Raw genomic sequence first — 13,662 nt, forward strand, 5'->3', positions numbered from 1 at the left:
GCTTCACCTCGGGATCGGCGGAGGATCGGCCGCATAGTGCCGCTCACCGCGCCGGCAGAGATAGACCTCCGGTTCGGGATTGGCTTCGATCACGAAACCGGAACTTCTTAGCATGGCTTCAGTTGCGGCCTTGTTCGGGAAGAACCAGTTGGTCGGGTCGGAGGCATAGCGTTCCTCCACGAAGAAGAGCTTCGGATAATCCGGCCGGTCGAATATCTCTTCCTCTGAGAAATCATAGTCTCCCGCAAGGTCGGGAATGCGCTCGCTGCCACGCTGCAGGCACTGGAACAGCATAAGGTCGCCGACCACATGGTCGTGGATCAGGTCGAGCGCAAGCAACGGATGGCGCAGGTGATAGAGCACGCCCATGAAGATCACCAGATCGAAGATCTCGCCGAGCTTCGCCACGTCATAGACCGACATTTCCCGGAATTCGATTTCCAGGTCCGAATATTCCGCCGCGAATCTCGCCTGCCGCAGATAGTGCGGATCGGAATCGATGCCGAGCACCCGGCCGGCATTGCGTCGCTTCATCTCGAGTGAATAGAAACCCGCATTGCATCCGATGTCGAGTACGCTGCGGCCCTGGAGATCGTCAGGCAATACCTGCTTGAACTTCGCCCACTTGAAGGCGGGATAGTCTCCGAGGAAATGATCCGGCGCGGTCTTGATCCCGTCGATTTCCATGTTGTGGAACCAGGGACCTAGTTCCGCGATCTTTTCCTCCAAATCCGCTCTCGCGTTATTCCTCCTCGCATCCATGGGTCAAGCTCCCAGGGAAATGCCTGTCGAAGTCGGCAACCGCCGAAGAGACGGTTTGATCCGCGGCCGCTCCTGCCGGAGAGGCGTCGTGGAGAACCAGTCCACCGTCTGCCGTAGCCCTTCCGAAAGTGATATGGCCGGCTCCCATTTCAAAAGCGCCTTCGCCCGGGAAATGTCGGGTCGGCGGCGTTGCGGATCGTCCTTCGGCAGCGATCTGTGGACTATTTCGGAGGGGGACGGCACCATGGCGAGCACCATGTCCGCCAGTTGATTGATGGTGAATTCGCCCGGATTGCCGAGATTGACAGGGGCTTCGGGATTGGGGTCGACATTCATGAGCGCGATCAGGCCAGCCACCATGTCCGAAACATAGCAGAAAGAGCGGGTCTGTTCTCCGCTGCCATAGATGGTGAGCGGTTCACCCGATAGCGCCTGGACGATCAGGTTGGAGACGATGCGTCCGTCATTCGGCTGCATGCGCGGGCCATAGGTGTTGAAGATGCGGGCGACGCGCGCGTCCACCCGGCCGGAGCGCAGCAGATCGAAACACAGCGTTTCGGCTGCGCGTTTTCCCTCATCATAGCAAGCCCTCGGCCCGGTGCAGTTGACGTTTCCCCGATAGTCTTCCCGCTGCGGATGAACTTCCGGATTGCCGTAGACCTCGCTTGTCGAGGCCTGCAGGAAGGAAGCTTCATGTCGTTCGGCCAGCGCCAGCAGATTGCCGGTGCCGGCAACGCAGGTCATCATCGTATGAACGGGATCCGCCTGGTATTGCGGCGGCGAGGCTGCGCAGGCGAGATTGTAGATCTGGTTCAGCCGCTCGTCCATTTCATGGAAGTCGCAGATATCCTTCTCTATCATTCGAAACTCGGGATGGTTCATCAGCGGCCGAACATTGGTTTCGGAGCCGGTGATATAACTGTCGATGCAGATCACCCGGTCACCCTGGGCGAGCAGTGCATCGCAAAGATGCGAGCCGACGAAACCGGCACCGCCGGCCACGAGAATGGTCTTGCGTTTTCCGTTGCGGGTCCGTTGCAGCATTAGACACTCTCCTTGAGCTTCAAGCTGAAATCCGTTCCTGTGTGGCGATTGGCGCCCGCTCCCCGATGGTCTCAAGGGCGGTGACGAGCTCGCGGGCGCGGGCTAGGCCGGTATGACCGCCGATCACGCGCGCCTCAGYCGCCGCGGCGATAGCCTTGCGGCGGTCTTCATCGATCCGTGTCAGAGCCTCGATTACGTCCTCGCTCCGCCGTGCGATCACCAGCGCCTCGCCGTCCGGCAGAAGGTCATCCAGCCCGCGCCAGAAATCGCTGATGATCGGCGTTCCGCAGGCTGCAGCTTCGAACAGCCGCACACTCGGCGACCAGCCCGCCGCGATCATGTCGGATCGGGTGACGTTGAGGGTGAAACGTTGACGGCTGTAGAAAGAGGGATGCTCTGCCGGCGGCAAATGCTCGATCCGCTCGACATTCTCCGGCCAATCGATCTCTCTTGGATATTTCGGGCCAGCCACCACGAAGCGCATCTGCGGCAGCCGGCGCGCCGGCTCGATCAACAAGCGTTCGAGCGACGGCTGACGATCCGGACTATAGGTGCCGAGATAACCGAGATCCCATTGAAAGGCCTCGCCGGTATTTCCGTACCGATCGGCATCGACGGAGCAATAGAGCGCCGCCGCATTGCGAGCACCATATTCCCTTTCGAGCCGCGCCAGCACCTCGCCGCCCGAAAAAGAGAAATAGACATCGAAGAGCGGCACCTGCCTGAGTGCCAGATAATCCTCATCGCCGCGGTCGAGCTTGGCGAGCGTGACCGGCGTATCGATATCGTAAAAGCAGAGCCGCCTCGGCCGAAGCGCTGTCACCTTGTCGATCAGYGCGATACCGGCCGGCACATAGGAGCCGATGATGACCGCATCGGCAGACCGGATGCGGTCGGAATAGCGGCGAACCACCTCATCGATATCGGAATAATAGGCGAGTTGGCAGAAGTCCGGATCAGGCAGGTCGCGCTGGTTCGCATACCAGGGCACGTCCCGCTCCAGAAACAGCACGGAATGTCCCTCCGCCTCGAGGCCACGGATCAATGCCCTGAATGTGGTGGCATGACCATTTCCCCAGGAGGAAGAGAGCGTCAGCCCGAGGAAGACGATGTCGAGCGGCTTCGTCATGCGGCGGCCTCCCCTCTGGCGGCGGCATGGGCGCGGAAGATCGCATTCACCTTCTCGGCGCGATGGGCATAGGTGTGCTGGGCAAGCACGCGGGCGAGCGCCCGTTCTCCGATCGCCTTCGCCCGCTCCCGGCTGAGGCCGGCGAGAAGATCGGCAACGTCCTTTCCGTCGCGAGCGACCAGCACCTCCTCGTCCGGCTTCAGGAAGAGATCAATTCCTTCCCAATGATCGGTGACGAGGCAGGCGCCTGCCCCGGCGGCCTCGAAGACACGGGTTGCCGGCGAAAAGCCGGTTTCCGCCATGCTCGCGCGGGAGATATTGAGCACTGCCTTGGGCGTGACGTTGAAGGCGTTGTGATCGCGGGTGGAGACATGCCCGATATAGTTCACGTTCGGCGGCATGGACTTGTCCTGCCAGCCGGAGCCACCGAGCAGGAAAGTCTGCCCCTGCAGCCGGGAAGAGGGTTCGAGGAAGAAATGCTCGACGCGCGCCTCGCGGTCCGGCAGCCGATTGCCGAGAAAACCGAGATCGGCGGCAAAACGCCGGTCCTCCGGCACCGGGTGATGGGTCTCGGGATCGAGCGCATTATAAATGGGAATGCAATCCGCCGCCCCGACCGTGCGGTAGGCATCCACCACCGGCTCGCCGCCGCCATAGGTGAGCACAAGATCGACATCTGCAAGCGCCAGGCGCAGCGGATGATCGGGATTTGCGCGGAGTYCGGCAAGTGTGGCCGGCGCATCCACGTCCCAGAATATCTTCAACGCATCGGGCTGTGYAGCGGATAACACCTGCGCGAGTAAGAGATCGTCCTCGAAGCCCACGCCGCTCGCCTTGACGACGACATCGGTTCGCCTTGCCTCCGCTGCCACGCGCTTCAGCGCGTCCACCGTGCCCTCATAGACCACGACCTTGCACCAATCAGGCGGGTCGATATCGCGGTTCTTCTGTCGATCGTAGACATCCGGCTCGTAGAAGGTGATGTCGTATCCCTTTTCGGCCAGCGCACGAAGCAGCCCGCGATAATAGGTTGCGGCACCGTTCCAGTAGGCGGAAACAAGGCTCGATCCGTAAAAGGCGATCTTCATTCGGCGGCCTCCCTTGGCTTCAGTTTCTGCATGACGCGAGCCGTGCCGACTTCTCCCAGGATGGCGAACAGCTCATCGATGCGATGGCGGCAGGTATGCCGCGCCCGAACGGTCTCGAGCCCGGATGCGGCAAGGTCCTTTGCAAGATCGGGGTCGGAAAGGATCTCGTTCAGCAACCTTTCCATCTCCCCTCCGCTGCGGGCGAGAAGATAATCCATGCCGGGACGGAAGAGATGCTCGGCATCGTCCCAAGGAGCCGAAATCAGCGGAATGCCGCAGGCAAGCGCCTCGAAAACGCGGATGGTCGGAATGCCCGGCAGGTTCCGCACATAGGGGCGCCGAGGGATATGGATCGTCGCCCTGTGCCGGGCGAAGGCAAGCGGAACTTCCGCATTGGCGATCCAACCGCCATAGGAAATGCCGGCGTCCTTGAGCGCGGCAAGCGCCGGCTTGGGATACCGCACGCCGCGAACCGTGGTCTTGAGCCCGAGTCTCCTGGTCGGCCGCACAAGGAACTCGGCGATCTCGGCGGACCGTTCGTCATCRCCCCAATTCCCGATCCAGATCAGGTCGCTCGCCTTTTCCACCTCCGGCATCGGCCTGAATAACACGTCGTCCGCCGCCTCGTGCCAGGTGAACACCGCCCTGCCCCAGCCGGCCCGCAGATAACGCTGGCGCAGGGTTTCGCCGAAAGCGAGAACGCCGTCGTAGTCGCTGAGGTCGAGGCCGGCGATATCCTTCTCGGCCGAGACCGCACGATGATGGGTATCGTGGAAGAGGAGCGTGAAGCGGCCGCCATTCCTGCGGGCGCGGCCGAGCCTCGCCACCAGTGCCGGCTCGGTCCATTCATGCACCACGACCACATCGGCATCTTCGATCGCGGCCTCGTGGCCGAAGCTATCGCCATAGACCCGTGACTTGAGTGCGGGAAAGGTCTCGCCGAATGTCCGCAGCGCGGCCGGCCCCTGTTGGCGCAGGAGGTTTTCGCGGCTCCAGGCCCCTTCAGGTTCGAGCGCAAGGGCCTGATGCCCGCGCCGAATGAGATCCCGCATTACGCCGCGAAGGAAATGTGCGTTGCCATGGTTCCAGTCCGAAACGAGCGAATGGGTGTAGAAGACGAACTTCATGGTCACTCCGCGGCCGTCAGGGTGTGGTTGCGCCGAAAAAGGTGCTCGTAGATGCTCTTCACGACAGCCGCCTGCGCCTCGACGGTGAAGGCATTCGATCGTTCATAGGCCTTCACCGCGAGCGCGGCCCGATGATCGGTATTCTTCGCCAATCCATTGACGGCATCGGCAAATGCCTGTGGGTCGCGCGGATCGGCAAAGAGCGCGCAGCCATCCCACAGCTCCCGATAGACCGGGATATCGGAAAGCACGAGGGCGGCGCCTGCACGCGCCGCTTCCAGAGGCGCGAGGCCAAACGGTTCGTAGATCGATGGCGAAACGAGGATCGCCGCCTGCCGCATCAGCACCATGGCCCGGCGATGGGAGAGTTCGCCCCGATGATCGACGTTGCCAAGTTCCAGATATTGCCCGTTGGGGCCGATATTCGAGCCGGCCATGACCACCGGCCAGTCGATGGTGCGCGCGGCCTGGTCGAGGACCGCGCCGTTCTTGCCCTCGTCCCACCAGCGACCGACCGCAAGAACGAAATCCCGTTTGGGACCCGGCAGGTTTTCCAGGCTGCTGGCATTATGAACCACATGCAGGCTGGAGATCGGGCCATAGGCCTCTTCCAGCATCAGCGCATGGCTGTGGCTGGGTGCCAGCACCGCATCCGCCCTGTCGAAGCCTTCCCGGTTGAGGCGATACTGCCAGCGCCAGTCCTCCGGAACCGCCGTACCGCGCACGCCCGCAAACCAGGTCACGACGCAGGAATGGGAAACCACCACCACCGGCACCGGCACGCGGAGCCCCGCCGCCTGGGAAGGAAGATTGAGATGGACGAGATCGATATTCTCCTTCGCCACGAGGTCGGCTATCAGCCGCGGCACGGCCTCGACGGCAGCCTCGCCGCGCACCATCCAATCGAGCGGCGTCTGAAGCCAGACGAGCTTGCCGATCGCTTCGGCTTCCTTCCCTTGGTCACCGGATGGCGGTGGACCGAAACCGGCAAAGACGACCTCCATACCCCTTGCCGTCAACGCGGCGGCCAGATCCATGGCATAACGCCATACCCCGCCGACCGCATCCAGGCTCATCAGCACGCGGTGGACACCAATCTTGTTCTTTGTTCCGTTCATGCCGTCACCCTCCGTCGTTCGTCGAGGATCGGCGCGCCGCCGAAGCGATGCTCGACCAGCCATTCGGCCAGATGCCGAAGGCCGGACCGCCAACGCACCCGTGCCTGCCATCCGAGACGGCTTTCCAGCTTGCGGGTATCGGCCACGAAAAAGTACTGGTCACCCGCGCGCCATTCGCTGAAGGAGGTTTCGAGCGRCCGGCCGGTGAGTTTCTCGATCTCGCGCAATACGGAGAGAATGYTGACCGCATTGCCGGCACCGCCGCCGAGATTGAACACCTGCCCGCTCACCCGGTCGATCGCTGCAAGGACGGTGCGATAAGCCGCGACTGCATCGTCTACGTGCAGGATGTCGCGCACCTGCTTTCCGTTGCCGTAGATGGAGACCGGCTCACCGGCGAGCGCGCGAATGAGGAAATGCGCAACCCATCCCTGGTCCTCGGTCCCGAACTGGCGCGGTCCGTAGATGCAGCTCATCCGAAGCACGGCGGTCGGAATACCGAAGGATTTGGCATAATCGAGCACGTATTGGTCGGCGACACCCTTGGAGCATCCATAGGGCGTGCAGAAGTCGAGCGGCCGGTCTTCCCCGATACCGTGCTCACGCACGTCCTCGCTGGCGGGAATATAGCGGTCTGCCAGCTCCAGCATCCCGACGTCTTCAAGCGCGCCGTAGACCTTGTTGGTGCTTGCGAAGATCACCGGCGCCTTTCTGCCGGCCCTGCGCACCGCCTCCAGCACATTGATGGTGCCGCGGGCATTCGCCTCGAAATCGGCGATCGGATCGGCAAGGCTGGTCGTCACAGCCGTCTGGGCCGCAAAATGGAAGATCGCCTTGGCGTCGGCAAAGACCCCTTCGATGGCGCCTGAATCGCGCACGTCGGCCAGCACCGGATGCACCCGGTCTCCGTGCCGCTTCTTGAGCCAGGCGAGGTTCTGCTCCACTCCCGGCCGGCTGAGATTGTCGAGGATAACAACCTCTTCGCCTTCGGCGAGAAAGCTTTCCGCGAGATTGGTTCCGATGAAGCCGCTGCCGCCCGTCACGACGATCGGAGCCATACTCCGGATTGGGCCTGACGGCTTCCTTGCCGCCTTGCGGGATGCGGAACCGGATGCGCTCATGACACAAGTCCCCGCTCTTCCAGTTGCCGTTTCATTTCCGCGCCGCGATCGACAGCGACGGCGCCGCGAACCCATTCGGCGAACTCGCCGAGCGAATTTTCCAGCCTGTATAGAGGCTCGAAACCCAGGAGTTCGCGCGCCTTGGAGATGTCGGCGAAGCAGTTGCGGATATCGCCGGAGCGCGCCTTGTGCATGATGTCGGGCGTGATCCCCGGCACACCCATCGCCTGTGCCAGCAGCAGGGCGACATCGGCGACCGTATAGGATTGGCCGCTCGCGATATTAATGACGTGGCCTGCCGCATTCGGCTTTTCAAGCGCAAGGCGGAAAGCCCGGGCGACATCCTTCACATGCACGAAATCGCGCCTCTGCCTGCCGTCTTCGAAGATCATCGGCGATTGGCCGTTGGCTAGCCGCGAGGCGAAATTCGCGAGCACCCCCGTATAGGGATTGGAGAGCGCCTGGCCCGCCCCGAAGACGTTGAACAATCTGAGGGCAACCGCCTCGACGCCATAGGCTTCGCCGTAGATCAGCACCTGCTTCTCCTGAGCGTATTTCGTAAGCGCGTAGATGGAAGCGAGATCGACCGGCTTTTCCTCATCCGTCGGCACCGGCGTGAGCGCCTCGCCGTTCGGACCAAGCGGCTCCCATTCGCCCGCTTTGACAAGCGACGCCCTGCGCCGGATCTGCCCCAGCCGCTGACCGTCGGCGGTCTTGTATAGGCCTTCGCCATAGACGCTCATCGACGAGGCGACGACGACGCGTTTCACCGGCATGCCGATCATGGATTCGAGCAGGACAGCCGTGCCTAAATCATTGCAGCCGACGTAACGGGCGATCTCGTACATGGATTGCCCCACGCCCACTTCCGCGGCGAGATGGATGACGGCGTCGACATCCTGCAAAGCCTCGGTCACAACTCCTTTGTCACAGACATCGCCGCGCAGGAATTCGACACCTTCGGGTACTGTGGCCGAGCCATCGCCGTGGACCTGATCGATCATCGCGTCAAGGATGCGGATCGAATAGCCGCCACTGCGCATTTCCTCTGTGACATAGCGGCCAATAAAGCCGCATCCTCCGGTAACGAGCACTTTCTGAGGCACTGGGCTCACCTGTCGTTTGAGGGATGATGATGATGCTGACGAGGGCGGAACTAAGCTTCAGCCAAAATGTTCCGGCCAATTTCCCTTGTGTGCGAAGGGGCTAGCCGCAGGTTCATCTTTGACATCAACTTCAATGTCTTCCTTGCCGGGAACCCAACCGGGCTTTCGCCATTAATCCCTTCACGAGATTGCGGTTGAACAAAACCGGAAAGGGCGAGGATGAACAGCGTCATGACAAAGGTGCGGATGATGCCGGCCGCCGTAGTCACCGGCCCCGGCCGACTGGAGGTGCGGCACGTTCCTGTCCCGGAGCCAAGCTTCGGCGAGGTGCGCGTGAAGCTCGAAGGGTGCGGCGTCTGCGCATCCAACCTCGCTCCCTGGGCCGGACCTGAGTGGATGCGCTTCCCGACGGAGCCCGGTGGCCTCGGCCATGAGGGCTGGGGAGCGATCGACGCGATCGGTGAAGGAGTTGAAGGGCTTGATGTGGGGGATCGTGTCGCCGCATTGAGCTATCACGCCTATGCCGGATACGATATCGCGCCGGCCGATGCGGTCGTCAAGCTGCCCAGAGAGCTCGCCGGCAAACCGTTTCCCGGAGAACCGCTCGGCTGTGCCATGAACATCGTCCGCCGCGCCGAAATCTCCGCCGGGCAGACGGTGGCGATCATCGGCATCGGCTTTCTGGGCGCCCTGCTGACGCAGCTTTCGTCAAGGACGGGAGCACACGTGATCGCCATTTCGCGGCGTCGCTTCTCACTCGAGCTGGCGAAGGCCATGGGCGCTGCGGATGCGATCGAGATGAAGGATCATTGGGAGATCATCGAGAAGGTAAAGCAACTCACCGGCGGAGATTGCTGCGACCGGGTGATCGAGGCCACCGGTAAGCAATGGCCGCTCGATCTCGCCGCCGAGCTGACCCGCGAACGCGGCAGACTTATCATCGCCGGCTATCATCAGGATGGACCGCGACAGGTGAACATGCAGCTCTGGAATTGGCGGGGCCTGGATGTCGTCAACGCCCACGAGCGGGACCCGAGAGTTTATATACAGGGCATCCGGGAAGCCGTCGACGCCGTGGTGGAAGGCAGGCTTGATCCGCTGCCGCTCTATACGCATCGCTATCGGCTGGAAGAACTGGACAAGGCGCTAAACGCCACGCGCGATCACCCCGAAGGTTTCCTCAAGGCTTTGGTGATCTATCCATGAACCAAGCGCTTCCGGACCGAAATCTGCTTTCCCCTGCCAGACCAGTGAGGCTGGGCTTTCTCGGAGTCGGCTGGATCGGCCGTCATCGGATGAAGGCGATCCTCAATACCGGCGCAGCGGAGGCCGTGGTGATCGCTGATCCTTCCCCCGAAATGGCGGCGGAAGCGCGAGAACTCGCCCCGGCAGCCGAGCTTGCCTCCGGCCTCGATGAATTGCTCGCCCATGAACTGGACGGTATCGTAATCGCAACCCCGAGTGCCCAGCACGCGGAACAGTCTATCCGCGCATTGCGAAACGGCATCTCCGTCTTCTGTCAGAAACCGCTAGGCCGCACCGCGGAAGAAGTTCGATCGGTCGTGGAAGCGGCCCGCGCCGCCGACCGGCTGCTCGCGGTGGACCTATCCTATCGCCAGACGGAAGCCATGCGGAAAATCCGCGGCCTGATCCGATCCGGTGAGATTGGCAAGATTTTCGCGGCGGACCTGACCTTTCACAATGCTTACGGACCCGACAAGCCGTGGTTCTATGACAAGGCACTTTCCGGCGGCGGCTGCGTGATGGATCTCGGTGTGCATCTCGTAGATATGGCGCTCTGGTCGCTCGACTTTCCGAAGGTGACCCATGTTCAAAGCCATTTGATGAGCGGCGGAAATCCCCTGCCGGCAGACGGCGATCAGGTCGAGGACTTCGCCATCGCCACGCTGGTGCTCGAAGGCGGCGCAATCGTGCGGATCGCCTGCTCCTGGAGATTGCAAGCGGGCCGGGAGGCCGTCATCGGCGCGAGCTTCTTCGGAACGAATGGCGGCGCCGCGATGCGGAACGTCAACGGCTCGTTCTACGATTTCAAGGCTGAGCGGTACCAAGGCACCTCCACGGAATTATTGAGCGGACCGCCGGATGCCTGGGGCGGCCGGGCCGCCTCCGAATGGGCGATGCGCTTGGCCGCAGGCGAGACCTATGATGCAGCCTGCGAAAAGCTGGTGGATGTCGCCGATGTGCTCGACCGCATCTATCGCTCGACCGGGTAGGCAGGCGGCCTGTCGAGGAAGATCAGCTTCCGCTGAAACCTATCTTCCCGCAAAAAGTTAGCAGAGCTGAAAGCGGCTTCTTGTCCAAGCCGAGGCTGACATCATGCTGGACCTCTCCTATGCACGAAACCGGATGGTCGACGTCCACCTTGCCGGACGTGGCTTGAAGGATACGCATGTGCTCAGTGCCATGCGCGAGGTTCCGCGGGAAGTCTTCGTGGACCCCGGCTTTGAGGAATTCGCCTATGAGGATTCGCCGCTGGCGATCGGCGAAGGCCAGACCATTTCCCAGCCCTATATCGTCGCGCTGATGATCGAGATGGCCGAGATCGCTCCCGGAGATACCGTGCTCGACGTCGGCACCGGTTCCGGCTACGCAGCCGCGGTCATGAGCCGGATCGCCGAGCAGGTCTATACGATCGAGCGATATGCCAGCCTTGGCGAAGAGGCCAGGCGCCGTTTCAACCAGCTCGGTTTCGACAATATCGTCGTCCGGATAGGCGACGGCACCAAAGGCTGGCCGGAAACCGCCCCATTCGATGCGATCCTGGTCGCCGCAGGCGGGCCGTCGGCCCCGCAAGCCCTCAAGGAACAGCTCGAGATCGGTGGACGCCTGATCATCCCGATCGRCTCGGCTGGAGAACAGCGGCTCGTCCGGATCACCCGCATGAGCGCGACAACCTTCGAGGAAGAGGACTTCGGCGGCGTGCGCTTCGTGCCGCTCATCGGCGAACAGGGCTGGAGGGATGATCGCTTCGGACGGTTGAGGCCGGCGCGTGCCCCTACTCTGCCGCTGCGGATAGCCGAGGTGGCCGAAACATTGCCGGATTTCGATGATCCCGCTTTCGGCCGATTGTTCGACCGCTACGGCAACCGGCGGGTCGTTCTGCTGGGCGAGGCGAGCCACGGCACCTCGGAATTCTACCGCGCCCGTGCCGCGATCACCCGCCGCCTTGTCGAAAAACATGGTTTCACCATCGTCGCCGTCGAAGCCGACTGGCCGGATGCGAGCGCGATCGACCGCTATGTCCGGGATCGTCCGGGCGGGAGGCCGATGGAACCGCCTTTCCAGCGTTTCCCCACCTGGATGTGGCGTAACCGTGAAATGGCGGATTTCATCGGCTGGATGCGCGAACACAATCTTTCGATTGCCGATCCGGAGCGCCGGGCGGGTTTTTACGGCCTCGACATCTACAATATGAGTGCCTCGATTTCCGCCGTTCTTGCCTATCTCGACCGGACCGATCCGGAAGCGGCGAAGATCGCCCGGGAGCGCTACGGCTGCCTTACACCGTGGCAGAACGAGCCTTCGACCTATGGACGCGCGGTGCTGACCGAAGGCTACGGCAGATGCGAAGAGGCGGTGATCGCCCAATGCCGCGAGATGCTCGGGCGTCAGCTCGACCGCGCCTCCAGGGACGGAGACGACCTGCTGGATGCCGCTCAGAACGCCAGGCTGGTCGCTTCCGCGGAACGCTATTATCGCATCATGTATTACGGCGGGGCCGAGTCCTGGAACCTGCGGGATACGCATATGTTCGAGACGCTGGAACATGTGCTTGACGCGCGTGGCGCAGAGGCGAAGGCCGTCGTCTGGGCGCATAATTCCCATATCGGAGACGCCCGCCACACCGACATGGGCAACGCGCGCGAAGAGGTGAACATCGGCCAGCTCTGCCGCGAGCGTTTCGGCGACGAGGCTGCCCTGATCGGCTTCGGCACGCATGAGGGCGAGGTTGCCGCAGCGACGGATTGGGACGGGGACATGGAGATCAAGACCATTCGCCCGGCGATGCGCGACAGTTTCGAGGAGCTGTTTCATCAGGCGGGCGAGGAGCGGTTTCTGCTGGATTTCGAAAGAGATGCGACGCTCCGGCAGCGTCTCGAGGAGCCGCTGCTGGAACGCTTCATCGGCGTGATCTACCGCCCTGAAACGGAGCGGCTGAGCCACTATATGTATGCTTCGCTCGCCAGGCAGTTCGATGCTTTCGTCTGGTTCGATAAAACCACTCCGGTCACCCCGCTCGGACCGGAACATCCCCGCGAAGGACAGCCGGAGACCTATCCCTTCGGCCTGTGAGAAGAGCATGGCAGCCGGTCAGGTTGCCATGCGGCGGCAGCTTTCCGCGCATTTGYGGCAGGCATCGACGCACTCCTGCATCTCGCCTATCCGCTCACAGTCATCCGCGCACTCGGCACAGATCTCGGCGCATTCCCGGCAGGTATGCTTGTGATGCGGCGTGCCAATCAGCATGAAATGGGCGGAGGTCCGGCAGATTTCGGCACAAGCCATCATCAGGCGAAAATGCGCCGGCTCGGTATGCTCGCCGCCCGCCTCCAGGCAATGCTTCATCGCCGTGGACACGCAGATGCTGTAGCAGTTCAGGCAATTGTCGATACACTCCCTCATGCCAGCGTCTATATGAGCCATGGCGGCCTCCTTGATCCTCAGCGGTAAAAACGGCCGAACCGAGCCGGAACCCGTAAGTTCCAGGAAGAGGCTTATCGCCCGCCAGGATTGCTGGAAGGGTTGCGATGGGGCGGCAGGTCATCAGGCCTTATGACGGGTGTATTTCCGATTGAAGGCGCAGGCTCCACGAGATCGCTGTCGCCGACGTCAGGCGCCTTCAACTCACCATTGCAGCGGTCGAGCTTCTGCGACAGATTTCGGCCATTGCGCTGGGAGCGGTCTTGAGGCCGGCTATCGGGCGGTGCGGCGCAGTCTCCGTTCGCCGGCCTTCTTTCCTCCGCAAAGCCGGATTGCGCCGCGAAAAGGCCCGAAACCGCAATCAGCAAGGCCGCAGCGGCAATCCGAAACCGATCTCTCTGCCTGAACATTCTTTGCCTCCTTCACCGGTCCCAACCTTTGCAGGGAAGGACTGTTCCGCCGAAAGAACGGGAACCATCGGTTAGGGCGCCGGTTCCGGTCTTGA

12 protein-coding genes and 1 pseudogene are annotated in these 13,662 nt (G+C 62.2%); 3 read left to right on the top strand and 10 right to left on the bottom strand.

Annotated elements, in window-relative coordinates; translation table 11 throughout:
- Positions 1 to 3: 3 nt before the first annotated feature.
- From LCM4573_RS04590 to LCM4573_RS04625, 8 genes and pseudogenes are all read right to left on the bottom strand, one after another.
- Complete coding sequence (locus LCM4573_RS04590) at positions 4 to 762, bottom strand: TIGR04290 family methyltransferase (RefSeq protein WP_071004877.1); 759 nt, start codon at positions 760 to 762, stop codon at positions 4 to 6.
- A 3-nt stretch (positions 763 to 765) separates the two neighbouring features.
- Positions 766 to 1,806, bottom strand: a complete 1,041-nt coding sequence (locus LCM4573_RS04595) for a UDP-glucuronic acid decarboxylase family protein (RefSeq protein WP_071004878.1) — start codon at positions 1,804 to 1,806, stop codon at positions 766 to 768.
- Positions 1,807 to 1,825: 19 nt separating this feature from the next.
- Positions 1,826 to 2,935 carry a glycosyltransferase gene (locus LCM4573_RS04600; RefSeq protein WP_071004879.1) on the bottom strand — a complete coding sequence of 370 codons (1,110 nt, stop codon included), beginning with the start codon at positions 2,933 to 2,935 and terminating at the stop codon, positions 1,826 to 1,828.
- Entirely contained in the window at positions 2,932 to 4,023 is a 1,092-nt protein-coding gene (locus LCM4573_RS04605; protein ID WP_071004880.1) for a glycosyltransferase, read from the bottom strand. Before LCM4573_RS04605 ends, LCM4573_RS04600 begins: the two co-directional genes overlap by 4 nt.
- Positions 4,020 to 5,150, bottom strand: coding sequence for a glycosyltransferase (locus tag LCM4573_RS04610; protein WP_071004882.1), 1,131 nt, complete (start codon positions 5,148 to 5,150; stop codon positions 4,020 to 4,022). Before LCM4573_RS04610 ends, LCM4573_RS04605 begins: the two co-directional genes overlap by 4 nt.
- A gap of 2 nt (positions 5,151 to 5,152) precedes the next feature.
- Positions 5,153 to 6,226: a glycosyltransferase family 4 protein gene (locus tag LCM4573_RS04615; RefSeq protein ID WP_071005185.1), complete on the bottom strand. Its 1,074-nt coding sequence runs from the start codon at positions 6,224 to 6,226 to the stop codon at positions 5,153 to 5,155.
- A gap of 38 nt (positions 6,227 to 6,264) precedes the next feature.
- Positions 6,265 to 7,332 (bottom strand): annotated as a pseudogene (locus LCM4573_RS04620) (SDR family NAD(P)-dependent oxidoreductase); the annotation flags it as partial.
- Positions 7,333 to 7,385: 53 nt separating this feature from the next.
- Positions 7,386 to 8,495, bottom strand: a complete 1,110-nt coding sequence (locus LCM4573_RS04625) for an NAD(P)-dependent oxidoreductase (protein ID WP_083347303.1) — start codon at positions 8,493 to 8,495, stop codon at positions 7,386 to 7,388.
- Positions 8,496 to 8,714: 219 nt separating this feature from the next.
- Between LCM4573_RS04625 and LCM4573_RS04630 the strand changes: the two genes are divergently transcribed.
- From LCM4573_RS04630 to LCM4573_RS04640, 3 genes are all read left to right on the top strand, one after another.
- Positions 8,715 to 9,701, top strand: coding sequence for a zinc-binding dehydrogenase (locus LCM4573_RS04630; RefSeq protein ID WP_071004889.1), 987 nt, complete (start codon positions 8,715 to 8,717; stop codon positions 9,699 to 9,701).
- Positions 9,698 to 10,729, top strand: a complete 1,032-nt coding sequence (locus tag LCM4573_RS04635) for a Gfo/Idh/MocA family protein (protein WP_071004891.1) — start codon at positions 9,698 to 9,700, stop codon at positions 10,727 to 10,729. Before LCM4573_RS04630 ends, LCM4573_RS04635 begins: the two co-directional genes overlap by 4 nt.
- A gap of 103 nt (positions 10,730 to 10,832) precedes the next feature.
- Positions 10,833 to 12,809, top strand: a complete 1,977-nt coding sequence (locus LCM4573_RS04640; RefSeq protein ID WP_071004892.1) for a protein-L-isoaspartate(D-aspartate) O-methyltransferase — start codon at positions 10,833 to 10,835, stop codon at positions 12,807 to 12,809.
- Between the two features lie 18 nt (positions 12,810 to 12,827).
- On the opposite strand, the gene LCM4573_RS04645 is transcribed toward LCM4573_RS04640, so the two are convergent.
- Together LCM4573_RS04645 and LCM4573_RS04650 are read right to left on the bottom strand one after the other, a co-directional pair.
- On the bottom strand, positions 12,828 to 13,160 hold the full coding sequence (locus LCM4573_RS04645; RefSeq protein WP_071004894.1) for a four-helix bundle copper-binding protein: 333 nt from the start codon (positions 13,158 to 13,160) through the stop codon (positions 12,828 to 12,830).
- Positions 13,161 to 13,231: 71 nt separating this feature from the next.
- Positions 13,232 to 13,567, bottom strand: coding sequence for a hypothetical protein (locus LCM4573_RS04650; RefSeq protein WP_071004896.1), 336 nt, complete (start codon positions 13,565 to 13,567; stop codon positions 13,232 to 13,234).
- Positions 13,568 to 13,662: the final 95 nt, after the last annotated feature.

Origin of the sequence: Rhizobium sp. LCM 4573, assembly GCF_001854865.1 — a bacterium.
Taxonomy (GTDB): domain Bacteria; phylum Pseudomonadota; class Alphaproteobacteria; order Rhizobiales; family Rhizobiaceae; genus Neorhizobium.